Source organism: Arthrobacter sp. FW306-1B-G06A (assembly GCF_058781765.1).
Genome location: NZ_JBYSXB010000008.1, coordinates 76561 through 101838, shown reverse-complemented (window position 1 = coordinate 101838; position 25278 = coordinate 76561). Strand labels below are relative to the sequence as shown.

Sequence of the window (25278 nt, the reverse complement as noted above, 5' to 3'; positions counted from 1 at the left end):
TCATGGGGTGACAAGTGGTTTTTACTTGGTGGCAGTCTTCATTCATCGGAGGAACAACGTGGAAACCGTCAATCAGCTCCTTGACTCAATCAAGGACGTGGGCCGAGATGCGGTTCGCGGAGGATACTCAAGGGCTGTCTACTCGACGCCCGAGCTCGACCTCAGGCACTGGTTCATCGAACAAGCCCAACAGCGCGGCCTCGACGTCGAGACCGACCGTAACGGCATTATCTGGGCCTGGTGGGGAAAGCCCCAGGACGGTGCCCTCGTCACCGGCAGCCACCTCGACTCCGTCCCGGGCGGGGGTGCCTTTGACGGGCCGCTCGGAGTCGCGTCCGCACTCGCCGCCGTCGACGTTCTTGCCTCTCGAGGCGTCAAGCCGAAGCGTTCGCTGGCCATCACGGTCTTCCCGGAAGAAGAAGGATCCCGCTTTGGCGTGGCCTGCTTGGGCTCGCGGCTCCTGGCCGGCGCCATCGACGTCGACAAGGCGCTGAACCTGCGCGACGTCGACGGCGACACTTTCGCCGACGTCGCCCGGAGCAATGGCTTGGATCCCCGGCATGTGGGTCCCGACCCGAAAGCCATGGCGCGAATCGGCGACTTCGTCGAACTGCATGTGGAACAGGGGAAGGGACTGGGCCAAAGCGGGCCAGCCATCGCTGTCGGCAGCTCCATCCTGGGCCACGGCCGCTGGAAGCTGAGCGTCAGCGGCCAAGGCAACCACGCCGGGACCACTCTCATGGCCGACCGTGCCGACCCGATGGTAGCGGCCGCGCAGATCGTCGTTGCCGTCCGTGATGCGGCCGCGAAACAGGCTGATGCGAGGGCCACCGTGGGGCGATTGACCCCGGTTCCCGGTGGCACCAACGTGATTGCCTCCCGCGTAGATCTGTGGCTCGACGCCCGCCACCCCGACGACGCCGTCACGGCGCAACTGATCGAATCGATCTACGGTGCAGCCCGGGAAATCGCGGCGAGCGAAGGATGCACGGTCACCCTCACGGAGGAGTCCTACAGCGACACCGTGCATTTCGATCCCGGCCTGAGCCGACGCCTCGCCGAGCTCCTGCCCGGGGCGCCGGTTCTCGCAACCGGCGCAGGGCACGACGCCGGTGTGCTGGCTGGACATGTTCCCTCGGCGATGCTCTTCGTCCGCAATCCCAGCGGGATCTCGCATTCCCCGGAAGAATACGTGGCTGACGAGGACGCCTCGGCCGGCGCCGTTGCGCTCGCCGACGTTTTGGAGGGACTCCTGTGAGCGGGATTTGGTGCGAGGCGGCGCTGGTAAACGTCGACGGCGGTTCAGTCGCGGGCGGTTCGGCTGTGGCCGCGGGCGTCCGGTTGGAGGTGGACAACGGCCGCATCTCCAGCATCTCTACCGGGGTCCAGCCCGAAGCCGCTGACCAGATATTGAATGGCGCCGTCTTCCCGGCTGCGGCCAACGCCCACTCGCATGCGTTCCACCGGATCCTGCGCGGACGCACCCATGATGGGCGTGGCGACTTCTGGGTGTGGCGGGAGCAGATGTACCGGAGCGCCGCGGAACTGACGCCGGAGAAATACGAAAAGCTCGCCACGGCAGTGTTCACCGAAATGGTGGTGTCGGGGTTCAGCAGCGTGGCGGAGTTCCACTACGTCCACCACCAGCCCGAAGGGACACCGTACCCGGAGCCGCACGCGATGGAACTTGCGTTGGCAAGGGCAGCCGTGGCCGCCGGGATCCGCCTCACTTTGCTGGACACCCTTTACCTCGCGGGAGGCATCGAAACACCGCTCAGCCCGGAACAGGCGCGGTTCGGCGACGCCGACGCCCAGGCTTGGCTGGACCGGCTCGCCTCGCTGCGGGCCGAAATCGCGGAGACCTTTCCGCCGGAGATGGTCAGCGTGGGGGCCGCCCTGCATTCAGTTCGCGGCGTACCGGAGGAGGCTCTCAAGACGGTCGCCCGCCAGTTGCCTGCCGACCTTCCACTCCACATCCACTTGAGCGAACAACCGGCTGAGAATGAGGCCTGCCTCCAGGCCTATGGCGTCACCCCGGCTGGACTCCTTGCCCGGCATGGCCTGTTGTCCGCGCGGCTCTCCGCCGTCCACGCCACTCACCTGACGCCGGAAGACATCCGGCTCCTCGGAGATGCGGGATCCACGGTGGTGATGTGTCCCACCACCGAGGCCGATCTAGCTGACGGGATCGGCCCGGCACGCGCCCTGTGCGACGCCGGCTCGACCATCGCGCTAGGTACCGACCAACACGCCGTGATCGATCCCTGGGTTGAAATGCGGACCTTGGAACACGGGGAACGCCTCGGCTCCGGCCAGCGGGGCAGGTTTTCACCGCAAGAACTGTTCCACGCGGCCACCATCGGCGCAACCGCATCCATGGCCACGCCCATTGCGTCGGCACTAGAGGTAGCTGCGGTGTGCGATCTCATGGCTGTGGCTCCGGACTCGGTGCGAACCGCGGGTTCCATGCCCCAGCAGTTCGCGTTCAGCGCGACGGCGAGCGACGTCACCGCCGTCGTCATTGCCGGTGAACTGGTGGCTTCGAATGGCGTCCATGTCCGGCTGGGGTCTCCGGGCGGGCTGCTCACCGAGGCGTTGAAGGAGTTCTCCTAGGGGCCTTCCTTAAGGGCTTTCCTTTGGCGATATGACCGGGACTCCTTGGTTCAGCTCGCTCACCCCAGACGCTCGCTCACTTATATGGTTGTTTTCCGGATCCCTCGCTCACATCTAGTGAGCAAGGGATCCCGGAATTGGCCCTATATGTGAGCCGGCGTCGGCCGAAACGGCGCTATAGGTGAGCGGGCGTTCGGGCGTCTAGGGGCGGGTCGGGGGCTACTTCAACCCCGAGCGGACAAATGCATCCACCACGTATCGCTGCAAGAAGATGTAGATCAGGAAGATCGGCAGACAGGCGAGCGAGGACGCTGCCATGATGGCGCCCCAGTTGTTGCCTTCGGCGCCGAGGAACCCTCGGATGCCTACCTGGATCAGGGCATCGGACTTCTGCATGATCAGCGAAGGCCACAAGTATTCGTTCCAGGCGCTGATGAACAGCATGATGCCCAGGGCTGCCAGCGCTGGCCGGAGGTTCGGGACAACCACTTCCCACAGCGTCCTCCAGGATGACCGACCATCCATCTGGCTCGCATCCAGGAGGTCTTTGGGGAAGGCTTCGAGGTGTTGCCGCAGCATCATCACCGCGAAGGCCGAGCACAGCTGCGGGATGACGACGCCGGTGATGGTGTTGAGAAGGCCCATCTGCGAAACCAGCAGGTAGTTGGGAATCATGGTGACCTGGAAAGGCACCAACCAGGAACCGACAAACAGCAGGTACAAGGCCTTCTTTCCGAGGAAGTCCCAGCGCGCAAAGCCGTAGGAAGCAAGGATGGCCACGAGCAGTTGGGACACCGCCAAGGTCAGTGCCATGCCGAAGGTATTCGCTAGCATGCCCGCGATGGGGATGGTCTTCAGGACGTACTGGAAGTTCTCCATGCTCAGGGGTCCCGGCAACGGGTTGGTGGACAAAGCGTCCGACGACGGCCGGAAGGCCGTGACGAACATCCAGTAGATGGGGAAAATGGAGACGACCGCCAAGGCGATCAGCAAAGCGTGGCTGGGCACTAGCCGCAAAGACCCAAGCCGGAACGACGCAAACCGCAGGCGTCCGCGCCCGGCGGCAGGCGCCGTCGTCGGCCCTGAAACTTTCGTCGGCCCTGAAAGCGGGGCGTCCACGGAACCAGGCTGGGCCGGCGGGGCGATGGTGATGAAGGCCATGGTGGCTCTTTCTAGTTGTCGTAGAAGCTGAGTCGCTCCGAGAGTTCCACGAAGACGAGGGCAATCAGCCCGAATCCAAGGAAGAAGAGCGTGCCCGCCGCGGAGGACAGGCCGGCGTCGAAGTTCCTGAAGCCGAACTGGTACAGCAGGTAGTAGATGTTGGTAGATGAGTTGCCCGGTCCGCCCTGCGTCACAAGGTCGATGATGGGATATGTCCACTGCGCGGACAGCAGGATGGTCATGAGCGAGAGGAACACCAGGCTCGGAGAGAGCAGCGGGATGATGATCCGCCACGTGATCTGCCTGCCGCTGGCGCCGTCGATGGATGCAGCGGCGGCATAGTCCGGGCTGATGCCCGCCAGCCCGGCCGATACCACCAGCACGCCGAAGCCGAGCATCTGCCAGCCGACAATCACGATCACCGCCGTCATCGAACTGTCGGGATCGCGGAAAACGTTGCCCATCGGTGCGCCCAGGGCGGCGGCGATCGCGGGAATCGTTCCGCCCTCAGGAGCGAACAGCCACCGCCAAATGGCACTGCTCGCCACGGGCGTGATGAGGAAGGGAACGAAGATCAGGGCCTGGTACGCGGTGCGCGCCTTGCCCTGGACCTTGCGCGAAAGCAGCGCGAACACGAGCGGCAAGGCAACGGAAATGCCCAGGAACGCCAGGATATACAAGCCGGTGTTGATCAGGGCTTGGTGCAGTTCGGGCAGGCTCAGGACCTTCGCGTATTTTTGCACGTCAACGTATTGCTTGGGCTTGGTAGGAATCAGGTTCCAGTCGTTGAAGGACAAGTTGACGGTCTGTCCCAGCGGCCAGTAGGTCCAGACGAGAAGCAGGACCACGGCGGGAAGGATATAGAGATAGGGGCTTAGCGCGCGGCGCTTGGGACGCCGATTGGCCGGGAGCCCCGCCGGGCCGGCAGGGGTAATGCCCGTTGCCGGCCCGGCGGTTTCGATAAACATTCTTGCGGCTTCCTTCCGGTGCCTAGCGGGCGCTGGCGGCGAGTTCGCCGTCGGCCGTTTCGGCAGCGATGGAGAACTCGACGTCGGACTCCTCACCGGGAGCGGTCATCGCTGCGGTGGCCTCTTCGAGGGTCATCTTCTCGAACGCGGCCATCTGCTCAGCCGTGACGGAGTACACCGTAGAGAACTCGCCGATCGGCACAACGGAGCTGAGCATCTTGTCCTGGTAAAGGTGGATCAGATTGAACGCCTGCGCACCGTTCTGGCCGCGCATCGACTTCGGCGCGACGTTGAGGTCCTGCGTGTAGCACGTGGCCGAAGCAACCGTGACGGGAGCGCCGCCGAAGGTGCTGAAGGTGGAGTAGTGCAGGTGGCCGGCCAGGATGCCACGGACGTCGGTGCCTTCGATGACCTTCTCGAAGCGGCTCTGCTCGCGGAGTTCGAACATGGCCATCATCTCCAGCGGGCTGGGAACCGGCGGGTGGTGCAGGGCGATGAGGGTGCCGTGCGGGGCCGGGGTGGCGAGGACATCGGACAGCCAAGCGAGCTGCTCGTCGGAGATTTCGCCGTGGTGCTTGCCCGGAACGGTGGAGTCCAGGGCGATGATGCGCAGGCCGTTGACGTCGTGCACCATGTCAACGGATTCCTCGCCGGCGTCGGAGTCGAGGAGGCCCGAACGGAAGGCGGTACGGGCGTCGTGGTTGCCCATGACCCAGATGATCTTGGCACCGAGTTCCTCGGCCACGGGCTCCACGATGTTGCGGAGGCGGACATAGGCGTCGGGGCGGCCAGTGTCGGCGAGGTCGCCGGTGAATACCAGTGCTTCGGGCTTGACCTGGGCCTTCACGAAGTCGCGGAACAGTTGGCGGAGGTTCTCGTCGCTGTCCACGCTGCCGTGCAGGAGGTCGTTGTCGGCCACGAAGTGGGTGTCACTGATGTGCAGGATGAAGTGCTCGGGGGCGGGGTGCTGGAGTTCGGTGTTCATGGTCTTGTCTCCTTGTAAGTGAGTGCTTCCTAGCGGGTGGAGCTGATGGTCAGGACATCCCTGAGCCGTTCGAGGTCGGCGTCGCTGAAACCGTGTGCCTGGAGCAGGCCGGTGGCGCTGCCATACATTTCGTCCACGAGGTCCAGCGTGGTTTCCAGGACGGTGGCGGGGCTCGCGGAGATGATTTCCCGGAGTTCCCCGCCGATGCCCGCAAGGCCCGGGTGGCTGGAGGCGGCGGCTATCATGGCCTCGCTCCATTCGCCGCGAAGGTTTTCCTCGCTGGCTGTGTAGTCGAGGATCACCTGCTCGCGGTCCACGCCCGCGGCCAGGAGGGCCAGGGCAATCACGACGCCGGTGCGGTCCTTGCCCGCCGTGCAGTGAACCAGGATCGGATCCGTTCCGGAGTCGGCAATGAGGCGGATAGCGGCGGCAAGGCGCTGGGCGTGGCTCTGGACCATGAGCATGTAGATGTGCGAAAGGGTGGTGATCTCCGCGGTACCGGGGACGTTGCCCTCTTCGAAAATCGGGTTGTGCCTCGTGTCGACGGCGAGTCCGTCGAGGTTGCTGGGCGACTTCGCCAGCTCGGTCCGGTCTCGCAAGTCGATCACCAGGCGGATGCCGAGCTCGGAGAATTGCCGGCGTCCGGCGTCGGTCAGTCCGTGGAGCGCGTCCGAGCGGTACAGCTTCCCGTCACGGACGGTCCGCGCGGCGGCGGGCTCGCTGGCCGCGGCGGGAGCGGCGGCCGGATAACCCGCCGTGCTCCGGAAGTTGTAGGTGCCCTCTACGGGGTAGGGGCGATTGCGGGTTCCGAAGACTGCGTCCTCGGCGGTGGTTGTCACAGCTTGTGTCCTTCCTGATGGGGAAAAGGGTTAGGGGATCAGGTCCTGCGCGCGCTTCTGGGCGTCGGCCATGGTGGTTTTTGCGTCCTTGCCGTAGTAGACGACGTTCTCGACGGCCTTGCCGAGGATGTCGTCGATCTGCACGTAGCTGTTTCCCGGGTAGGAAACCCACGGCTGCAGGCGGTCAAGCTGGGCGAGGTTCGGAGCCAGGAGCGGGTTCTTCTGGGCCCAGTCGTAGAGCGAGCCGCCCGGAGCGGTGAGCGAGGTGCGCAGCGGCAGGTAGCCGATCTTGGTGGAGATCTGCTCGTAGGCGTGGTCGCTGGTCATGAACTTGATCAATTCCCAGCCGGCGCGCTGCTTCGCTGGATCCTGCGAGAGGACGAACAGGGCCGATCCCGAGTTGGTGGGCACGGCAGGCTTGCTGCCGAAGGAGGGCATGCCGGCTGCCTTGAGCTCCCAGCCGCCCTTGGTTGCTGCGGACATGAACGAGCCCTGGAGCGCCGAAGTCGTGAGGATGAAGGCGGTGTCGCCCTTCGGGAGGCCTTCGTATTGCGCGTTGCTGTCTGCGTTGCGCAGCACGCCGTCCTTCGTCAGTTGTGCGAGCTTCGTGACGGTGTCCACGGCCGCGTCCGAGCCGAATCCGATCGTCTTGCGGTCATCGGAGAGGACCTGGGCACCGTTCGACTTGAAGACGCCCTGCATGCACCAGTTGCCCCCGATGCTTGCGCAAGAAATGTCCAGGGACGGCTTTCCGGTCTTCGCGGAAACGGCCTTTGCGGCTGCCTCCACCTTGTCCCAGGTGGAGAGGTCAGGGTTGGTGATTCCGGCGTCGGCGAGCTTGGTGGCGTTGTAGAACAGGACGGGCGTGGAGAAAACGTAGGGAATGCCGTAGGTCTTGCCGTTCCAGTCGGCCAGGTGCTTTGCGTTGGGGTGGAACGGGTGGGCCCCGCCGAGGGCGTCGTCGACGGCTTTCTGGCCGACGAGGTCGCTGATGGGCTGGGCACCGAGCTGGGTGGCGGCGAAGTCGAGGGAATCGAACGTCAACTGCGCGATGTCGGGCGCATGTCCGGCAAGGAGCTGCGTCTGGACGCTGCTGACCGTGTTGGACCCGACGGCGCCGCCGCCCTGTGGTGCCTGCGCGGTGACGTGGATGTTGGGGTGGGCCTTCTCGAAGTCGGCTACGAGGCCTTTGACGGTATCGGTCCACACGCCAGCCTGGGCCAGGTTGTAGCTTTCGAAGGTGATGTTGACTTGCTGGTCTGCTGTGAGCTCGGGGATGGCTTGGTTGCTCACGGTGCTGGCCTGCGAGGTGCCGGAGCAGCCCGCGAGTGCCAGGGCTGCCGTGCCGGCGGCGATGGTCAGTGCAATTGAACGGAGAGGGCGCACAATATTTCCTTGATTGCTGGGTTGGGTGGGTGCTGCTGGTTCAGGCTTGGGTCCGGAAGAGGGGAGGCTAGGCAGATGCCGCCGGCTGCGCGGAGCTGGCTGTGGAGGCATGCTTCGCGTCTGCTTGCCATTCGAGGCGGCGGCCGCTTGCGCGGTCAAAGAGATGGAGGTTCTTGGCATCGGCACTGAGTACGACGGCGTTGCCCGGCTCCCAGTGTTGGCCTCGCGGGGCGCGGACGGCCACGCGGTTCCCGCCGACGCGGCAATAGATCACTTGTTCGCTGCCGAGGTTTTCGGCCAGGTCGACGATGCCCCGCAGGGCTGCCCCGGAGCTCGGCGCGGCTGCGGAAGAACCGGGTGCGTGGATGCTCAGGTGTTCCGGGCGGACGCCCAGCACCACGTCCCGCCGGGGTGTTTCCCCGTCCCACAGCACTGCTTCGACTGAAGGCGCCATGACGGTGATGGAGCCGTTGCTGGTGGAAAGTTCGGCATCGATCAGGTTGGTGGCAGGGGAACCAAGGAAGCCTGCGGCGAATACGGATGCCGGCTTGTCGTAGAGCTCTTCCGGCGTGCCGAGTTGCTCGAGTTGGCCCCCGTTGAGCAGCGCGATCTTGGTTGCCATGGTCATGGCTTCCACTTGGTCGTGCGTGACGTAGATGAACGTGGCACCGAGGCGCTTGTGCAGTCCGGCCAGCTCCTGCCGGGTTGCGGTCCGGAGCTTGGCATCCAGGTTGGACAGCGGTTCGTCCATGAGGAAGGCCTTGGGTTCGCGCACCAAGGCGCGGGCTACTGCGACTCGTTGGCGCTGGCCACCGGAGAGTTCCTTGGGTTTGCGGTCCAGGAGGTGGCCGATCTCCACCATGTCGGCCACGGCTTCGACGCGCTTCTTGACTTCCTGCTTGTCGGTGCGCCGCACGTGGAGCGGGAAGGCGAGGTTCTTCGCCACGCTGAGGTGCGGATACAGCGCGTAGCTCTGGAACACCATCGCCAAATCGCGTTTCTTGGATGGAGCGGCGGTGATGTCCGTTCCGTCCAGTTCGAGCGAGCCCGACGTCGGTTCCAACAGGCCCGCGATCATACGGAGCAGGGTGGTCTTGCCGCAGCCGCTGGAGCCGAGCAGGACCAGGAAATCACCATCTTCGACGGTGAGCGATACGTTCTTTACCGCCGACACGTTCTTGAATGAACGCGACAACTGGTTGAGCACAAGTCGGCCCACGAGCACCTCCGGGGAAACGATGTTTCCTAAATCGAATTATTTAGGAAACGTCTTACCCTTGAAGGGTGGGGCTCGATCATTAACGGTCGGTGCGGAGTTGATGAACTCCCCGTGCGCGGACAGGAAACAGTTGAAACTGCCCGCGTTTCGCGCCAAAAACTATTCGGGGTTTTCCACCATGTGGAGGACTTCCTCGAACACCGCGGAGCGGGCGCGCTCAACCTCGGGGGAATCCGCGGTCACTGCGGCGTGCAGGGCGGACAGCACCAGCATCTGGACGATATTTCCAATAGGCAGCTGGTCGTTCCAGGAATGGAATTCCGCCCCGGCCACGAGCGTGTGGGTCGAGAGATCGGCAAGCTCAGACTTCGCGTAGCTGGTTACCCCGATCACCGTGGCCTTGCGTTCAGCCGCTATCCGGGCAGAACCAACAGTGAAGGAGTTCATTCCGCTGTCGCTCACGGCGATGCAGACGTCGCCCGCGGAGAGGAGCTTGGCGGTGATGTGCTGCGAAACAATGTCGGATGGCGCCTCGCATCCAACGCCCGCGGCCAGAAAACGCAGGGCAAGCGATTGGGCCGGAGCGAGTGAACCACCATTCGCCACCACCAGCAGGCGTCCGCCCTGGCGAATCGCGCGGACCGCCGCATCGAACGCCTCGAAGTCCAAAGACCCTAAAGCTCCGCGGATATCGTGGGAGGCGCGGGAAAAGATCCCGGAGACCAGGTACTCCGAGGAACCGGGTTCGCCGGTTGCCCCCGATTCTTCCTGCTGGATACTGTCCCGTGCCGCGGCGCCCAGATCGCGCAGCAGGACTTGGCGCAAGTGCTGGAATCCGTCGAAGCCCATGCTTTTGCACGCCCGGACGATCGTCGCAGGCGATGTGCCCGTCCGGGTGACCAGATCGGCTACCGACATCCTGGCCACGGTTTCGGGGGACTCGAGGCACAATTGCGCCACCCGCTGTTCACTGGGAGCCAGCGAGGGGAAAATCGACTTGATGTGTGCGCGGGAGCCGCCCAGAGGCGGTTCCGATTTGTACGGGGTCATTCGCCTTTCATACCAGATTCACTTGAATAGCGAACCAGCAGCGCCGAAACCGACGACGGCGGGTGCCTGCCGCCGTCGGGCATCGACGCCTATCAGTCGAGCGGCAAAGTGACGGTGACGCAGGTACCCTTGCCTGGGCTGGAGACGACCGAGACGTCGCCGCCCACTTCGCTGACGGCGATGGACATGAGGCGGAGCCCGAATCCGTGGTGTGCGCCCGCGGGAGTCGCCTGGCTGTCGAAGCCCGCGCCGTTGTCCGTGACAGTCAGCCGGATCCCGTGGTACACGGCGGCCAAGCGGACGGTGACGTCGTGGGCATGCGCATACTTGAAGGCGTTGCTAAGCACTTCCTTGGCGGCGTGGTAGAGCAAGGAAGCGGAGTCGGACGAGATTTCGACACCGTGGTGCGGCGTCTCCCAATGGATTTCGGTCCCTTGGCGGCGGAGCGGTGAGGCCAAGCGGTCGATGCAACCGGCGAGCCCCAAAGCGTGGAAGTCAACGGGTTGCTGATCGGTGATTACGCCATTGATGGCGGTGACCTCGTCCAGGGCTGTTGTTGTCTTCATGGCCGGTCCTGCTCCCCTTGCAGCTTTAGTGCTTTCGCCGGCGAATGGGTTCCGCCTGTGCTTGCATTAAGACTGGACCAGAGGCGTTAAGGTTCCCGCGATATTCAGTTAGTTTCGCCCTAATTTTTTGTCAGGAATCCCTACTTTGCGAGGAAGCCGAGCAAAGCCTGGTTGATCTCGGCGCCATGCGTCCACAGCAGGCCGTGCGGGGCGCCGTCGATTTCGACATATTCGGCACTGGGGAGCGCTTCGGCGAACCTCCGGCCGGTGACGTCGATGGGGAGGATGTTGTCCGCGGTGCCGTGCACGATCAGGGCGGGAACGTCGATCTTGGGGATGTCGGCCCTGAAATCCGTGAGCCACGTGGGCTGCGCCGCCACCGAAGCGTAGGCGCCTGACTGGGCTGCCAGGTTCCAACTGGCGGCGACTGCCTCGTGGCTCAGGCGGTGCGTTCCGAGGAAAGTGGAGGCGTTGTAGAAGTTGTTGAAGAATTCGGTGAAGAAAGCATAGCGATCGGAAATGACGGCTTCCGTGAGACCGTCGAACACTGACTGCGGGACGCCTCCGGGGTTGTCCGCCGTCTGCAGGAGGAACGGCTCCAAGGATGCGAGGAACACTGCTTTCGCCACCCGGGCCGAGCCGTAGGTGCTGATGTAGCGTGCCACTTCGCCGGTACCCATCGAGAAGCCCACCAGGACGGCATCGTTCACATCGATGGTGTTCAGGAGGGTGTTGAGGTCCGCGGCGAAGGTGTCGTAGTCGTAGCCGACGGTCGGCTTGCTGGACTTGCCGAAGCCGCGGCGGTCGTAGGTGATGACGCGGTAGCCGGCGTCGAGCAGTGCGGCGGCCTGCTTCTCCCAGGACGAACCGTCCAAAGGGTAGCCGTGGATAAGGACCACTGCCTGGCCGGTCCCGTGGTCCTCGTAGTAGATCTCGATCTCGGTGCTGTTTTCATTTCCGACGGTGATGTAAGCCATGACTACGGTCCTTTCGTAGCGGATCTTGCCGAGCGTCTCCAGCCTACTGTCCGGGTACGACGCCGGCACGCTCCGCGCCATCATGACGCTCGCTCACGTATGTGGGGGTTGCGGCGGACGCTCGCTCAGGTATGTGGGGGTTGCGGCGGACGCTCGCTCAGGTATGTGGGGGTTGCGGCGGACGCTCGCTCACGTATGTGGGGGTTGCGGCGGACGCTCGCTCACGTATGTGGGGGTTGCTGCGGACGCTCGCTCACTAACGGCTAGGGAATGAATCCAAATACTTGAATGTTCAATTAATTATGGATTTTGGAATCTTCACTTTCGGTGAGCTATCCCGCGACATCAAGACTGGAGCCTCCCTGTCACCGCACCAGCGGGTCAAGGACATCATTGAGCTGGCGAAGCTTGCCGAGCAGGCAGGACTATCGTTCCTGGGCCTGGGGGAGCATCATCGGCACGATTTCGCCCTCTCTGCCCCGGAAATGGTGCTCGCGGCCATCGCTCGGGAAACCACCAACCTTCGGCTGGGCACCGCCGTCACGGTTCTCTCCACCCAGGACCCTGTCCGGCTCTTCGAGCAGTTCTCCACGCTGGATCTAATTTCGGGCGGGCGGGCAGAGATCATTGCCGGCCGTGGCGCCTTTGTGGAGTCGTACTCCTTGTTTGGCCACAGATTGGAGGACTATGACGAGCTGTTCGAAGAGAAGCTGAACATGTTGCTCGCGCTGCGTGACAACGACAACCTTCGCTGGGAGGGAAGCTTGACCCAAACCGTCTCCGGGATGGACATAGCGCCGCGTCCGATCCAGGAAAAGTTGCCCATCTGGGTGGGCGTGGGCGGTACTCCGCAGAGTTTCGTCCGGGCGGGGCGGTTGGGCCTGCCGTTGTTTATCGCTCTGCTGTCCGGGCCGGCACGATTCCGCCGGTTCGTGGAACTGTACCGGGAGACCGCTGAAGACGCGGGACACGACGGTGCCGCCCTGCCAGTCGGCGCGGGTGGCCATTTCTATGTGGCGCCGACGTCGCAGCAGGCACGGGACACCTTCTACCCCTACTATCGCGCCTACTTCGAGCAGAACATGCCCCGGCCAGTTGACCATTTCCCGCGGAACACCTTCGATGAATGGACCGAACCGGGTGGCGGCCTGCTTGTGGGAAGCCCCCAACAGCTCGTCGAAAAGCTACTGGAAATTCATAGCGCCCTCGGTAACACGCGGTATCTGGCTCAGGTCGGTCTCGGCGGGTTGCCTTTCGCCGAGACGGCGCGGTCCATCGAGCTCCTGGCCACCGAAATCATCCCCGCAGTGAATCGCGAGATCGGCGTTGCTCTTGCGCGGTAAGCCCCACGATCTGAGCGAGGGTTGGGGAAAGGGGCCCCATATCTGAGCGAGGGTTGGGGAAAGGGGCCCCATATCTGAGCGAGGGTTGCACCTGATCGCCCGCCACGCTTCGCCCTGAGGGAAAGCTCTAGTTGCCCCCAGCAACCAGTCGTAGACTGGCCTTCGAATCACTACGTGAGTTGGAGAACGATGCTCTGGAAACTTCTCGTTCAGTACCTGCGGCCACATCGGCGGCTACTGATCGCCGTCGTCATTTTCCAGTTGGCGCAGTCCATCGCGTCGCTGTACTTGCCCACACTGAATGCCGACATCATTGACGAAGGCGTGGCCAAGGGGGATACCGGGTACATCCTGGGCACCGGCAGCCTCATGTTGCTCATCACCCTCCTGCAGATCGCGTGTTCGATCACCGCCGTGTACTTCGGCGCGAAAGCCGCCATGGGCCTGGGGCGGGACCTGCGCGGGGCCATTTTCACCAGGGTGGGGGAGTTCTCCGAGCAGGAGGTCACCCGCTTCGGCGCTCCCTCGCTGATCACCCGCTCCACCAACGACGTGCAGCAAGTCCAACAGCTCGTCCTGATGTCCTGCACCCTCATGGTGGCGGCGCCCATGCTGAGCATCGGCGGGGTCATCATGGCCGTCCGGCAGGATGCGCAGTTGTCCTGGCTGATTGCCGTGAGCGTCCCCGTGCTGCTCGTTGCGGTGGGCCTCATTGTCAGCCGGATGGTTCCGCTGTTCCGCAAGATGCAGGTCCGGATCGACACCGTGAACCGGGTGCTCCGCGAACAGCTCGCCGGCATCCGCGTGGTACGTGCGTTCGTGCGCGAGGACATGGAGACGGAACGCTTCGCCTCCGCGAACCGGGACGTCACGGAGATGGCGTTGCGCGCAGGGCGGCTCATGGCCCTCATGTTCCCGGTGGTGATGCTGGTGCTCAACGTCTCCAGCGTGGCCGTGATCTGGTTCGGATCGTTCCGGATCGATGACGGATCCATGCAGGTAGGAACCTTGATCGCCTTCCTGAGCTACCTCATGCAGATTCTCATGTCCGTCATGATGGCTACGTTCATGGCCGTCATGATCCCGCGTGCGGCTGTGTCGGCGGACCGCATCGGGCAGGTGTTGGAGACCCAATCGAGCGTGCGGCCTCCCGCGAACCCGGTGACGGAGACCGCCGGCCGCGGCGAGCTGGAATTGCTCGACGTCGGATTCGCCTACCCGGGTGCCGAGCAGCCCGTCCTGAGCGGCATCAGCTTCCGGGCACGCGCTGGCCAGACGACGGCGATCATCGGCAGCACGGGCGCGGGCAAGACCACCTTGGTGAACTTGCTGCCACGGCTCTTCGACGCGAGCAGCGGCTCGGTGCGGATCGACGACGTCGACGTCCGCGAACTGCACCCGGACCTCTTGTGGGGGCACATCGGGCTGGTCCCGCAAAAGCCCTACCTGTTCTCCGGCACGGTGCGCAGCAACCTGCTCTATGGCAAGCCCGACGCCACCGAGGAAGAACTCTGGCGGGCCCTCTCCATTGCGCAGGCCCAGGACTTCGTCGAGGAGATGGAAGGCGGGCTTGACGCTCCGATCTCGCAAGGCGGCACCAACGTTTCCGGCGGTCAGCGGCAGCGCCTGGCAATCGCCCGGGCACTCGTGAAGCAGCCCGAGCTCTACATCTTCGACGACTCCTTCTCCTCGCTGGACACTGCCACCGATGCCAGGCTTCGCCAGGCACTCAAGCGCCACACTTCGGGCGCCACCATGGTCATCATTGCGCAGCGGGTGTCCAGCATCGCGGACGCCGAGCAGATTCTGGTGCTCGACGACGGGCGGCTGGTGGGGCGCGGAACCCACGAAGAGTTGCTTGAGACTTCCGAAACGTACCGCGAGATAGTTTCCTCGCAACTGGCAGCGGAGGAGGCGGCATGAGCAGCACAGCAGGCACCGCCAACCGCCCGCAGCGTCCCCCGATGGGACCAGGCCGTGGCGGACCGTTCGCGGGAATGAGCATCCCGGCCGAAAAGGCCATGAACTTCCTGCCCTCGGCCAAGCGGCTCCTGGGTACGCTGCGGCCCGAGCGCTTGTGGCTGACCCTGGTCCTCTTCCTCGCCGTGGCCAGCGTGACGCTGTCCGTGATCGGTCCCCGGCTTCTCGGCGAGGGCACCAACTTGATCTTCGCCGGCGTCGTCTCCACGCAGCTTCCCGCCGGAGTAAGCAAGCAACAGGTCATCGACGGGCTGCGCGCTTCCGGCCAGGGCGCCAAAGCGGACATGTTGAAGGGCATGGACCTGACTCCCGGCGTCGGAATCGACTTCGGGGCGTTGTCCTCGATCCTGCTGTGGGTGCTGGTCCTGTATGTCCTGGCCTCAGCGTTCGGCTGGATCCAGGCGTACGTGCTCAACGGCGTCGTGCAGCGAACCGTGTACCGGCTCCGCGAGCAGATCGAAGCGAAAATCAACCGGCTCCCGCTGCGCTATTTCGATTCAGTGCAGCGTGGTGAACTGCTCAGCCGCGTGACCAACGACGTCGACAACATTTCGCAAAGCCTCCAACAGTCCATCAGCCAGGCAGTCACGTCCCTGCTGACAGTGGCCGGCGTCATCTTCATGATGTTCCTGCTCTCGCCGATCCTGGCGCTGATCACCCTGGTCACAGTGCCGTTGACGCTCGTGACCACCGTGCTGATTGCCAAGCGCTCGCAGAAGCTGTTCGTGGCCCAGTGGAAGAACACCGGCGAGCTGAACGGCCAGATCGAAGAAACCTACACCGGCCACGCGCTCGTGAAGGTGTTCGGCCGCCAGCGCGAAGTGGAGGAGCGCTTCCGCGAGAAGAACGCAGAACTGTTCTCGGCCAGCTTCGGCGCCCAGTTCATCAGCGGCTTGATCATGCCGGCACTGACATTCATCGGCAACCTCGTCTATGTGGGGATCGCCGTAGTGGGTGGCCTTCAGGTAGCTTCGGGCGCCATGCAGTTGGGCGATGTCCAGGCGTTCATCCAGTACTCACGGCAGTTCACGCAGCCCCTGGCCCAGCTTGGGTCGATGGCCAATCTGCTTCAGTCCGGCGTCGCGTCCGCCGAGCGGGTCTTCGCGCTGCTCGACACCGAGGAGCAAAGCGCTGATCCTGAGCCCTCCGCTGTTCCCGAGGTGACGCGCGGACGCTTGGTGTTCGAGAACATTTCCTTCTCCTACTCGCCGGACAAGCCATTGATCCAGAATCTGAGCCTGGTGGCCGAGCCCGGCCAGTCTGTGGCGATCGTCGGGCCAACCGGGGCGGGCAAGACCACCCTGGTGAACCTGATGATGCGCTTCTACGAGCTCGACGCCGGGCGGATAACGCTCGACGGCGTCGACGTCGCCTCGATGTCCCGCTACGAGTTGCGCTCGCGGATGGGCATGGTACTCCAGGACACCTGGCTGTTCGGCGGGACCATCCGGGACAACATCGCCTATGGACGGCCCGACGCCACCGAAGCCGAGATTCTGGAGGCGGCACAAGCAACGTACGTAGATCGCTTCGTCCACTCCCTCCCGGAGGGCTACGACACAGTGCTCGACGACGAGGGCAGCAACGTTTCCGCCGGTGAGAAGCAGTTGCTCACCATCGCCCGGGCGTTCCTGGCCCGTCCGTCGGTCTTGATCCTGGACGAGGCCACGAGCTCCGTGGACACCCGGACCGAGGTCCTGGTCCAGAAGGCCATGAATGCCCTGCGGTCTGACCGGACCAGCTTTGTGATCGCGCACCGCCTGTCCACGATCCGCGACGCCAACCTCATCCTGGTGATGGAGGCCGGGCAGATTGTGGAACAGGGCACCCATGCGGAGCTGCTGGCCTCCGGTGGCGCGTACTCGCGGCTCTACGAAGCCCAGTTCGCGGCGCCGGTGGCGGAGGTCTGAGGCTCATCAAGCCGCCAGACCTCCTCAGCCTGCCTGGTGGGCAGATTGGACTCCGGGACGCGCGCAGCGGCCGCACCGACTCGGTGGACCTTGTCGCCTTCGAGATTGGAAGGACAGCGGTCACTCGAGCCGAGTTTGCCGGGGTCAAGAATGACCCCAGCCGTGGTCACTCTCCAAACGCGCCGGCACACGGTGTCACCTGGCTTGAGGCCATCGACTGGTGCAATGCGGCATCTGAAGCGGAAGGCATCAGCCCGGCCTATGCCCGCACCGGACGAAATGTCGAATGGAACGTCGCGGCCAACGGCTACCGGCTGCCCACAGAGGCGGAATGGGAATACGCATGCCGTGCCGGATCGGTTGGCCCGCACTATGGTCCGCTCAATGAGATTGCCTGGACCGCGAAGGATGGGCTGTCCGCGCCCAGTGACGGGGCGCTTAAAGCTCCCAACGGGTTCGGCGCCTACGACACGCTCGGCAATGTCTGGGAATGGTGCTGGGACTATGCGGATCCCGCGAGATACGGCGACTACAGGGCATTCCGTGGCGGTGGCTGGGCTGACGACGCCTGGAATGTGCGTGCGTCGGTGCGGCGCGGCAGTGCTCCTGATGCCGTCTTGGAAGACGTGGGCTTCCGGGTGGCTCGGGGCGCCTGTGGTGCACCAATGGCAAAGTCCGGGCAGGGTTGGTCGGACGAAGCCGATAGAAGCCGGGCAAGAGTACGCGGCCCGATTCCGTTCGGCTGGACTCCGCTGAAGTTCGACTAGTGCAAAGTATCCATGCCCGTTGACACCCCTCCGCCATCGGAATATCCTACAACCAAATGGTTGTAGATCAGCTCAGCGACACCGAACTTGACCGCCTGTTCCAGGCACTTGCCGATGCCACGCGCCGGGATATCGTCCGGCGGGTGACTGTCGGGGAATATTCAGTGTCCGGCTTGGCTGCCCTCTACGCCATGAGCTTCGCCGCCGTCCAGAAACACGTGGCGGTTTTGGAGCGCGCCTCCCTTGTAACGAAGGAGAAGCGTGGAAGGGAGCAGATCGTGCGGGGTAACCATGATGGCTTGCAGAAAGCCCGCCAGCTGCTCGATGAGTACGAGGCGATCTGGCGGCAGCGCGTCGATCGGATCGCAGACATCCTCGCCGAAAAATAGGAAGGGTTCCGCAATGACGGTTATCAGTTCCACCCAGAATCCCGAAGCGTTGACCTTGACCCTCGTCGCTGAGTTCGATGCCAGCCCCGAACAGGTCTGGCAAATCTGGGAAGACCCGCGCCAGCTTGAGCGCTGGTGGGGTCCGCCCACGTGGCCGGCCACGTTCGAGCAGTACGAGTTCGAGCCGGGCGGGAAGGCCAGCTATTACATGACGGGTCCCGACGGCGAGAAGCCCCGCGGCTGGTGGCGCATCACGTCCGTCCAAGCTCCGAACAGGCTGGAGTTCGACGACGGTTTTGCCGACGAAAATGGCGCACCCGTCGAGGAGATAGGTGCCGGCCACGCGATCGTGACCATCGAGGAGACAGGCGACCGCACCCGCATGACCATCCTGTCCATCTTCGAATCAGAAGAACAGATGAAGAAGATGATCGACATGGGTATGGAAGAGGGAATGAAGGAGGCCGCCGGCCAGATCGACGCGCTCCTTTCGGAGCACTCCCGCGCCTGACCCTTCACTTCGAACAGGCCCGGAAAAGCGAACGACGGCGGGAGGTGACTCCCGCCGTCGTCGTCGCTTCGCGCCTCGAAGGTGCCGTTACAGGGACTGCGCGTCGAAGGACGTGGCCTTGGCAGCGCTGCCGGTCAGGCTGACAGTGAAGGTGTTGGGCCCGCTGCAGGTGACCGCGATGCTGGCCTTGGAGGTGTTGTGGCGCACCGAGAAGTCGTGCACCAGTGCGTCCAGCGTGTGGTGGGTGGTTGAGCGGTCCCAAATCTTGAGGGTTACGGAGTCGGCAGTTTCAAACGTCATTGTTCAGTGCTTCCATTCATGAATCCGGATATCCGGCCATCGCGCCAGTGCGAAGGCCGCCGTACAGCTTTTCCATAGTGCACAGCGAGGCGCGGACGGCTCAAGCCAGAACGGCGTTTGTTGCTAGTGAGACTCATCACAGCGGTGCCTAGTGGGACGCAAGATGCAGAGCGCCGAAGACCGGATCCTGGGTCAGAACCTGCAGAGTGTGGAGACCCCGGGCAGCAAGGGCTATCCGCATGGCCGCCTGCAAAGTGGGCTGGTTCATCCCTAGGCCACCGCCAAGGACGATGGGCCCCTCGATGTTCAATTGCCCAGCGCATTTCGCCGCCGACGAGGCAAGATCGGCCCCTGCCTGGAGGATCATGTCCAAGGAAGCGGTATGCCCCGAGGCCGCGCACTCGAAGACAATCGGTGATTTCGACGCCCAAAACTCGCGTCCCGCGTCTCCATGGAAAAGGGCGATCAAACCTTCCGGGCCGAGGAGTCCACAAGATTTCATAAGCGCCTTCGTCAGTTCGTCCGGGCGCAGGCCGCTGTTCATGCGTTCGAGGCTGTACCTCACCGCTTCTCGACCGAACCAGTATCCGCTGCCTTCGTCGCCAAGCAAGTAGCCCCAGCCGCCCGCGCGCGCCTCGTCCTCGCCGTTAGTGCCCCAGGCCGCGGATCCGGTGCCGGCGATCACGGCGATTCCCGTGCTGCAACCTGCGGCCGCCAGCAGCAGGCGCGTGTCATGGACAACGGAGACGACGGCGTCGGGAGCCAATGGTTGGATCAGTTCCGTCAGCGCGTTCGCATCTTCGGGGGTGTCGATCCCTCCGGAACCAACCACCACCCGCGCAACGGACCCTCCCTGGAGGGTGGCGAAGACGCCCTCCAGATTGCGGCGGGCCTCGGCACGGCTCACGTTCTGGACATTGGCGCTGCCGCCGGAAGTATCGGCGACGGCGGTGCCATTCAGCCATTTGATGCCGCGCGTCTTCGAACCGCCGATGTCCAAACCTACGACCGCGCCGAGGGTGCTGGGGTGCGTCACTCTTAGCCCTGGTCTGCCCGGTAGAAATACATCTCCCGCGATCCCGAAGGGGCATCCCAGCCTTGGGCGAACATCCAGGTTCCGCCGAACTTGAGCAGGCCGCCCCAAGCCAGCGAGCCTCCCCTGTGCATCGCCTTCTGGGTGAACGGTTCGTTCACGTCGTAGAGCGCCTGCGCTGCGGAAAATTGGCCGTCTGTGTCGCCATAGAAGAAGTCCAGGACCAGCTTGCCACCGTCGGTCCCGGGGTTGCCGCCGTCGTCGACAATGGCGCAAGCCACTTCGTGCAGTGAGCCGCCCAGCGGCCCAAGGTCCAGGTACTCCTGCGGTTCAAACGTCCAGTTCACCATGTCCGTGGACCGTCCCACATGCGTGGTCCCCCCGCAGCCCTCGGACAGATACATCAGGTAGTGCCCACCGATCTTGACGGCGTCGCCCTGGGCGTTCCGGGGGATGACCGCCCCCTTCGCCCAGAACCGCGAAACCTCGTAAGGGACAGCCAGGCCGAGCTTTTCCCAGTGGATCAAGTCGTCGGACACCGCGACATTGATGTCGCAGCCGACGTTGCCCAGGGGATAGACATCCGGGTCTTGGCCGGCCTGCTCCTCGCTGCGGTCGATCGTCCAGATCCCGTTGTAGAACATGTAGTAGCGGCCATTGGCGTGGTACACCTTGGGATCTTCGCAGCCAAGGATCTCATTGTCCTGGGTGGGGTAGATGACCGGATTGGAGGGGCTGTCCTGCCACCCGGTTTCGGGATGGTAGACGGCGACGCCGATACGGCTCGAGACCGATTCCTTGCGGGGGGATGCGCGGTAGAAGAGGTAGAGCTTGCCGTCCCGCTCCATGACGGAGGGATTGAAGATTGAATCCGCGGTCCAGCCGATGCCGGTCGGATCGGCCCAGTCCTGGACTTGCCGGAACGTCAGGGAATCGTCCTTGCGGAACGGGCCCACCGCCCATTCCGGGTGCTCGGGATACGCGGCGGAAAACTGGTCGGTAGAAATGGTGTCGGTCAGCGGATTGCTGAACGTGAGTGCTCCCTCGTAGCTGTGGAGCAAGGCTTCTTTGGTGATTTTCTGCATGGGTTCTTCCTGTGGTGATAACTGTCAGTTGCGGACCAGCGTTACCCAGGTGAATCCACCCGGGGCTACAGTGACGCGGCCGGAGTGGTCGGCGCCGTTCTGGTCTGGGCCCGGTGTGACGGGCTGGCCGGAAGCGTCAAAGGCCTCCTGGCTCAAATGGAACCCTTGGGGCATGTCCACTTTTCGATCGGTGCTTCCCGTCGCCGCGCTGATGTACAGGGTCGATTGGCCTCCGGAACCGGAGACGGAAACCGAGGAAATCTGCGGCTGCAGCAGCACGCCGTCGATCGACACGTCGCTTCCGGCCTTGGCGGTCAGGCTGTCCTGGGCCGCCGGGATTGCGTGGTCAAGGGAGAACGGGAAGAGCTTGCCCGGAGCTGCCGTGATGCCTTGCTCCCCGGCGCCACCGTTGGGCGTGCTGCCGAGGAATGTGGTCCCGGATGTCCACGACGTCGTGCCGGCGGCTTCCGGGCGCTGGTTCACGATCGGGTATGCGTTCCGTGCCTGGTCCGAGACCGGGACCGTGATCTTCAGGGTGCCGCCCGCGTTGAGGGCGACGTATGCGCCGCCGGACCAGTTCGCCTCACCGGTCCATGCGGAGGCGGGTTTGACGACTGCGCCGCCGCTGATGGTGCCGGTCTCGGCCTCGGCCACCTTGAGTCCGTCCGTCCCCACGGTGCTGCTGATCCCCAAGGCCTTGGCCTTGAGCTCCGGATTGGCGTCCAAGGCGAGCATGGACAACAACGTGTGGATGGTGGATTCCGCCCCGGAGTTGGGGTTGACGCGTCCGTCGGTTTCGATGCCGTCGATCGCGGTACCTGTTGCCGGGTTGTAGGCGGGCTTTCCACTGCGGTTGGCACCGAAGTACCAGCCGGCAGCAACTGCCGCGACGTCCAGCAGGCCGGGAGCATTAGCGGCTCTTGCGGTCGCCACGAGTCCTTCGACCCGCGAGTCCACGCCATAGGCTATCTGCGCCTCACCCGGGGTCGGGCTCCAGGCATTGTCCGGTCCACCGGCGGCGAGGAGCTGCGGAGTGAATTGGGCGGAGTCCTTCACGGCAGCCGTCAACAGATCGGGGCGATGCAGTACCGGGGACGCGTTCGCGACGGCGGCCGCGGCCATTCCGCCCCAAGCGTGCCAGAGTGTCCGGGACTGGATCCACGGAAGAATTGCGCCGAAGGGCCACTGCTGAACTGATCCCGAGGACATCCCGGCGACACCTTCGGTGAGCTGGTTCAGCGCGGTGGCGGCAGCTCCGTCGTCGGGCGCGGCCTTTGAGTAGGCGGCGAGTCCGAGCACGGCTTCCGCCGAGGCGTCCGCCCCTCCGGTGATCAGCCAGGCAGGGACCTTGGCACCGTCGGCAACGTCGTACTTCCCGTACTTGGCGAGCGACTGCTTGTTCAGGGACCCGACGGCGAGATCAAGCCTGGACTGCAGGAAGGCGGCAAACTGGGGATCGGCAGACTTGAACGCCGCATACCCTTCGCCCAGCGCCCACACGGTCCGGGCAAGCCAGTAGGACTCGGCCGAGTCGCTGGGGTCGGGAAGTTCCACAGGCTTGGCGCTCGGCGTCAGTGTGCCATCGGCTTGCTGCCACAAGACCACGTTGCCGGCATTGGGGCCGGATGTTGTCTGCAAATACGTCAGCTCGCGCAACAGGTCGAAGGCGCGGGTGCGGCTCGAGGCATCGCCGGTCTGCTGCCAATGGCGCAAGTAGACCACGGCGGTGCGCGCAATGTCGTCCGCGTTGAAGGCTCCCTGGCTCCAGTTGCCCGTGGCCGGGTCCTTGGAACCTCCGCCTACCCGCGTGTAACTGCCGTCGGCATTCTTGTTGGCGTACGTCCACGGTGCTTGTGCCGCGGGATGTTCACCGATCTGGTACGTCGTGTGGCCCTCCACGGCATGCAGGGGAACGATGTCCAGCAGGAAATTCAGGTGGGACAGGTTGGTCAACGGCGCCTGCGGTGCCGCGGCCGGCGCCTGCGACGCAGCGGCCGGAACCGGCTGCGTCGCCGAGGCCACGCCTGCCCCGGCCAGGAGCATCGACAGCGTTGCAACAACTGCCACCGGGGCGGATTTCAGCCGTGCATAAACAAGGGGAGGTGTCATGTCTAACTCCTAGGGGGCGTGGAAGAAGGGCTGGACTAGTGAAGCGGTACTGCTTTTACGCGCGGTCCAGGCGTGCCACGCCGATCTTCGAATCAGCCATGCCATAGAAGACGAACAGTTGCTCGCCGATCTTCTCTATCGCCGTGGGGAAAACGACGTTGGGGACGATTCCCGAGATCTCGTCTTCCGTTTCCGGTGCCAGGAGCGGCTTGTCGCTGCGGGCGATGACGATCGAGGGATCGTCACTGTCGAGGATCATCGCAGCGGCTGTGTAGTTGACGTTCTGCTGGTGGTCGAAGGCGGACTTTTCCATCGATCCGGAAACGCCGTGGTAGATCAGGAGCCAGCCCTCGTCGACCCGGATAGGTGCCGGTCCGCCGCCGATCTTGAGTTCTTCGAAAGGGAACTCACTCAGGGCCACGAGCTTGTGCTTGCGCATGTGGACGAGGTTGCGGATGTCCTTCTCGACGTCGGCAACTGCGACATAGGAAATCCAGATACCCGGGCGGTTGTCATCGAGGCCCGCGGGCAAGTGCTCGCCTTCGCCCTCGCGGATCCAGCCGAGGTCCCACATGGGGCGGTGCAGCAGGGCGTAGGAGGGAACGCCGTCGGGATCGTTGACCGGTTCCGGGAAGAACACTGCGTCCTTGTTCGCGAACAGGTTCAAGTCCATGGACAAGTCCGCCTGGTACTCGAAATGGCAGGGACCCAGGCGGTCCCAGGTGCGCAGGTCCTCGGAATGGGCGAAGGCCAGGCGCGGACCAAGCGGTCCGTAGGCAACATAGGTCATGAGGTGGCGGCCGAGGGACGGTACCCAGGTGATGCGGGGATCTTCCGTTCCCGCATTGTTGAGGCCCCGTTCCCACCCTTCGTCCGGTGCCAGGACAACGCCCTGGCGCTCGACGCCGGACGGCACGCCGTCGTCGCCGATGATCACTTTGGCGAGCCCGACGCGGGAGACGTTGCCCTTCGCCACGAGGCGCGGCAGGAGGTACAGCTCACCGTCGGGTCCGCGGCCGCTGGCCGGGTTGAGGACGCCTTCGGCTTCGAACTCGTTCCCGTCCTCCGGGGTCATGATGACGCCGGCGCGGGTGAGGGTGAACGGGACGGTGGGGAGTGCTGAAGTTGAGGAAGTCATAGAGCTTAGCCCTTTACGCTTGAACCGATATTGGTGGAAATGAATTGGCGCTGGAAGAAGATGAACAACGCGACGGCGGGCGCCGCGAGGACGCAGGCGCCGGCAAGGATGGCGCCGAACGGGTTGGATGCCGTGGCGGCGATGTTCGAGATGTAGTTCGCCAGGGAGACGGCGAGGGGCTGGATGGCCTGGTCCTTGGTGACGAGGAACGGCCACAGGAACTCATTCCACGGACCGATGAAGGTCAGCAGGATTGCGGTGACAATGGCGGGCCGGACCAGGGGGATCGCGATCTGCCAAAGGATCCTCAGCTCGCTGGCTCCATCGATGCGGGCGGCCTCGAACAAGGTGGAGGGGAGTTGCATGAAGTACTGACGGAACACGAACACTGCGGTGGAATTGATCGCGAACGGCAGGATCATGCCCAGGTACGTGTCGGCGAGTCCGTAGTCCCGCACGATCATGACGTACAGCGGAATGAGCAGGAGCTGGAACGGGATCATCTGCACCAGCAGCATCATTCCGAAGACAACCCCCTTGCCGCGGAATTGCATCTGGGCGAGCGCGTAGCCCACAAGGAGCCCGAAGACCACCGTGAAGAAGATGACGCCACCGGTGAAGATACCCGAGTTGACCAGGCCTTTCAGCAGGTCGATCGAGTTGTTGATGTTGCTGTAGTTCTCGCCGGTGATGTTCGCCGGGCTAGGGAAAGCTCCGCCCACCGAAGTGTCCGGGGAAGTCTGCAGCGAGCCGATGAACATGTAGTAGAACGGGAACAGGAAGACGAAGGCTCCCAGGGCCAGCAGCAAGAAGCTGCCCACGCCGAGGTTCTTGCGCTTCGCCACGGAACTGCCTTTGCGGGAGGCCGTGGATACAGGTGCCTCAGCACTGGAATCGGCTTCGGGCGTCGCTCCTTCGGAGGCGCCGGCACGTGGCCTGCGGGCGTCGT

Annotated in this window: 23 protein-coding genes; 8 read left to right on the top strand and 15 right to left on the bottom strand. The window is 64.0% G+C overall.

From position 1 onward, the window contains the following. The first annotated feature begins 58 nt into the window (after positions 1–58). Positions 59–1258, top strand: a complete 1200-nt coding sequence (locus tag AC3WJM_RS06330) for an allantoate amidohydrolase (protein ID WP_441437800.1) — start codon at positions 59–61, stop codon at positions 1256–1258. Next, positions 1255–2613 carry a formimidoylglutamate deiminase gene (locus AC3WJM_RS06325; protein ID WP_492271413.1) on the top strand — a complete coding sequence of 453 codons (1359 nt, stop codon included), beginning with the start codon at positions 1255–1257 and terminating at the stop codon, positions 2611–2613. The genes AC3WJM_RS06330 and AC3WJM_RS06325 overlap by 4 nt, the downstream gene beginning before the upstream one ends. A 219-nt stretch (positions 2614–2832) precedes the next feature. Here AC3WJM_RS06325 and AC3WJM_RS06320 read toward each other — a convergent pair whose 3' ends face one another. The 9 genes from AC3WJM_RS06320 to AC3WJM_RS06280 form a co-directional block, all read right to left on the bottom strand. Beyond that, entirely contained in the window at positions 2833–3774 is a 942-nt protein-coding gene (locus tag AC3WJM_RS06320) for a carbohydrate ABC transporter permease (RefSeq protein ID WP_441433259.1), read from the bottom strand. An 11-nt stretch (positions 3775–3785) separates the two neighbouring features. Then, positions 3786–4742, bottom strand: a complete 957-nt coding sequence (locus AC3WJM_RS06315) for a carbohydrate ABC transporter permease (RefSeq protein ID WP_307053926.1) — start codon at positions 4740–4742, stop codon at positions 3786–3788. A 22-nt stretch (positions 4743–4764) separates the two neighbouring features. Beyond that, positions 4765–5727, bottom strand: coding sequence for a phosphodiesterase (locus AC3WJM_RS06310; protein ID WP_306961946.1), 963 nt, complete (start codon positions 5725–5727; stop codon positions 4765–4767). A 29-nt stretch (positions 5728–5756) separates the two neighbouring features. Beyond that, positions 5757–6566, bottom strand: coding sequence for a tyrosine-protein phosphatase (locus AC3WJM_RS06305; protein WP_492271412.1), 810 nt, complete (start codon positions 6564–6566; stop codon positions 5757–5759). A gap of 30 nt (positions 6567–6596) precedes the next feature. Continuing rightward, complete coding sequence (locus AC3WJM_RS06300) at positions 6597–7952, bottom strand: ABC transporter substrate-binding protein (RefSeq protein WP_492271411.1); 1356 nt, start codon at positions 7950–7952, stop codon at positions 6597–6599. Positions 7953–8019: 67 nt separating this feature from the next. Then, positions 8020–9171 carry an ABC transporter ATP-binding protein gene (locus AC3WJM_RS06295; RefSeq protein ID WP_492271410.1) on the bottom strand — a complete coding sequence of 384 codons (1152 nt, stop codon included), beginning with the start codon at positions 9169–9171 and terminating at the stop codon, positions 8020–8022. A gap of 159 nt (positions 9172–9330) precedes the next feature. Continuing rightward, positions 9331–10221, bottom strand: coding sequence for a MurR/RpiR family transcriptional regulator (locus AC3WJM_RS06290; RefSeq protein WP_492271409.1), 891 nt, complete (start codon positions 10219–10221; stop codon positions 9331–9333). A gap of 92 nt (positions 10222–10313) precedes the next feature. Continuing rightward, positions 10314–10787 carry a sensor histidine kinase gene (locus AC3WJM_RS06285; protein ID WP_492271408.1) on the bottom strand — a complete coding sequence of 158 codons (474 nt, stop codon included), beginning with the start codon at positions 10785–10787 and terminating at the stop codon, positions 10314–10316. A gap of 140 nt (positions 10788–10927) precedes the next feature. Continuing rightward, the gene (locus AC3WJM_RS06280; protein ID WP_492271428.1) at positions 10928–11764 is read right to left on the bottom strand and encodes an alpha/beta fold hydrolase; all 837 of its coding nucleotides are present in this window, start codon (positions 11762–11764) and stop codon (positions 10928–10930) included. A gap of 302 nt (positions 11765–12066) precedes the next feature. Here AC3WJM_RS06280 and AC3WJM_RS06275 point away from each other — a divergent pair, with 302 nt between their 5' ends. The 6 genes from AC3WJM_RS06275 to AC3WJM_RS06250 all read left to right on the top strand — a co-directional run bounded on the left by AC3WJM_RS06275 (position 12067) and on the right by AC3WJM_RS06250 (position 18664). Beyond that, a complete protein-coding gene (locus AC3WJM_RS06275) occupies positions 12067–13107 on the top strand; it encodes an LLM class flavin-dependent oxidoreductase (protein ID WP_332602974.1) in 1041 nt (346 codons plus the stop codon). Between the two features lie 189 nt (positions 13108–13296). Then, positions 13297–15030: an ABC transporter ATP-binding protein gene (locus AC3WJM_RS06270; protein WP_332602975.1), complete on the top strand. Its 1734-nt coding sequence runs from the start codon at positions 13297–13299 to the stop codon at positions 15028–15030. Further along, on the top strand, positions 15027–16997 hold the full coding sequence (locus tag AC3WJM_RS06265; RefSeq protein WP_492271407.1) for an ABC transporter ATP-binding protein: 1971 nt from the start codon (positions 15027–15029) through the stop codon (positions 16995–16997). The genes AC3WJM_RS06270 and AC3WJM_RS06265 overlap by 4 nt, the downstream gene beginning before the upstream one ends. 5 nt (positions 16998–17002) lie before the next feature. Further along, positions 17003–17764, top strand: a complete 762-nt coding sequence (locus tag AC3WJM_RS06260; RefSeq protein WP_307053947.1) for a formylglycine-generating enzyme family protein — start codon at positions 17003–17005, stop codon at positions 17762–17764. Positions 17765–17820: 56 nt separating this feature from the next. Then, positions 17821–18153 (top strand): ArsR/SmtB family transcription factor, encoded by a 333-nt coding sequence (locus AC3WJM_RS06255; RefSeq protein WP_441433267.1) that lies wholly within the window; start codon positions 17821–17823, stop codon positions 18151–18153. Between the two features lie 13 nt (positions 18154–18166). Beyond that, a complete protein-coding gene (locus AC3WJM_RS06250; RefSeq protein WP_284989888.1) occupies positions 18167–18664 on the top strand; it encodes an SRPBCC family protein in 498 nt (165 codons plus the stop codon). Positions 18665–18751: 87 nt separating this feature from the next. Here AC3WJM_RS06250 and AC3WJM_RS06245 read toward each other — a convergent pair whose 3' ends face one another. The 6 genes from AC3WJM_RS06245 to AC3WJM_RS06220 form a co-directional block, all read right to left on the bottom strand. Continuing rightward, the gene (locus AC3WJM_RS06245) at positions 18752–18964 is read right to left on the bottom strand and encodes a hypothetical protein (RefSeq protein ID WP_059389402.1); all 213 of its coding nucleotides are present in this window, start codon (positions 18962–18964) and stop codon (positions 18752–18754) included. Between the two features lie 148 nt (positions 18965–19112). Further along, positions 19113–20000, bottom strand: coding sequence for an N-acetylglucosamine kinase (locus AC3WJM_RS06240; protein WP_492271406.1), 888 nt, complete (start codon positions 19998–20000; stop codon positions 19113–19115). Between the two features lie 2 nt (positions 20001–20002). Further along, entirely contained in the window at positions 20003–21082 is a 1080-nt protein-coding gene (locus AC3WJM_RS06235; RefSeq protein WP_492271405.1) for a glycoside hydrolase family 130 protein, read from the bottom strand. Between the two features lie 24 nt (positions 21083–21106). Beyond that, the gene (locus AC3WJM_RS06230; RefSeq protein WP_492271404.1) at positions 21107–23191 is read right to left on the bottom strand and encodes a hypothetical protein; all 2085 of its coding nucleotides are present in this window, start codon (positions 23189–23191) and stop codon (positions 21107–21109) included. Between the two features lie 55 nt (positions 23192–23246). Beyond that, positions 23247–24329: a glycoside hydrolase family 130 protein gene (locus tag AC3WJM_RS06225; RefSeq protein ID WP_059389407.1), complete on the bottom strand. Its 1083-nt coding sequence runs from the start codon at positions 24327–24329 to the stop codon at positions 23247–23249. A 5-nt stretch (positions 24330–24334) separates the two neighbouring features. Beyond that, positions 24335–25090: a carbohydrate ABC transporter permease gene (locus AC3WJM_RS06220; protein WP_253257461.1), complete on the bottom strand. Its 756-nt coding sequence runs from the start codon at positions 25088–25090 to the stop codon at positions 24335–24337. Between the last annotated feature and the right edge of the window lie 188 nt (positions 25091–25278).

Excerpts from the sequence above, each read along its gene's own strand:
- AC3WJM_RS06320 (WP_441433259.1), bottom strand. The coding sequence starts at position 3,774 with ATGGCCTTCATCACCATCGCCCCGCCGGCCCAGCCTGGTTCCGTGGAC.
- AC3WJM_RS06315 (WP_307053926.1), bottom strand. The coding sequence starts at position 4,742 with ATGTTTATCGAAACCGCCGGGCCGGCAACGGGCATTACCCCTGCCGGC.
- AC3WJM_RS06310 (WP_306961946.1), bottom strand. The coding sequence starts at position 5,727 with ATGAACACCGAACTCCAGCACCCCGCCCCCGAGCACTTCATCCTGCAC.
- AC3WJM_RS06290 (WP_492271409.1), bottom strand. The coding sequence starts at position 10,221 with ATGACCCCGTACAAATCGGAACCGCCTCTGGGCGGCTCCCGCGCACAC.
- AC3WJM_RS06285 (WP_492271408.1), bottom strand. The coding sequence starts at position 10,787 with ATGAAGACAACAACAGCCCTGGACGAGGTCACCGCCATCAATGGCGTA.
- AC3WJM_RS06280 (WP_492271428.1), bottom strand. The coding sequence starts at position 11,764 with ATGGCTTACATCACCGTCGGAAATGAAAACAGCACCGAGATCGAGATC.
- AC3WJM_RS06275 (WP_332602974.1), top strand. The coding sequence starts at position 12,067 with ATGGATTTTGGAATCTTCACTTTCGGTGAGCTATCCCGCGACATCAAG.
- AC3WJM_RS06270 (WP_332602975.1), top strand. The coding sequence starts at position 13,297 with ATGCTCTGGAAACTTCTCGTTCAGTACCTGCGGCCACATCGGCGGCTA.
- AC3WJM_RS06265 (WP_492271407.1), top strand. The coding sequence starts at position 15,027 with ATGAGCAGCACAGCAGGCACCGCCAACCGCCCGCAGCGTCCCCCGATG.
- AC3WJM_RS06255 (WP_441433267.1), top strand. The coding sequence starts at position 17,821 with ATGGTTGTAGATCAGCTCAGCGACACCGAACTTGACCGCCTGTTCCAG.
- AC3WJM_RS06250 (WP_284989888.1), top strand. The coding sequence starts at position 18,167 with ATGACGGTTATCAGTTCCACCCAGAATCCCGAAGCGTTGACCTTGACC.
- AC3WJM_RS06245 (WP_059389402.1), bottom strand. The coding sequence starts at position 18,964 with ATGACGTTTGAAACTGCCGACTCCGTAACCCTCAAGATTTGGGACCGC.
- AC3WJM_RS06235 (WP_492271405.1), bottom strand. The coding sequence starts at position 21,082 with ATGCAGAAAATCACCAAAGAAGCCTTGCTCCACAGCTACGAGGGAGCA.
- AC3WJM_RS06230 (WP_492271404.1), bottom strand. The coding sequence starts at position 23,191 with ATGACACCTCCCCTTGTTTATGCACGGCTGAAATCCGCCCCGGTGGCA.
- AC3WJM_RS06225 (WP_059389407.1), bottom strand. The coding sequence starts at position 24,329 with ATGACTTCCTCAACTTCAGCACTCCCCACCGTCCCGTTCACCCTCACC.
- AC3WJM_RS06220 (WP_253257461.1), bottom strand. The coding sequence starts at position 25,090 with ATGTTCATCGGCTCGCTGCAGACTTCCCCGGACACTTCGGTGGGCGGA.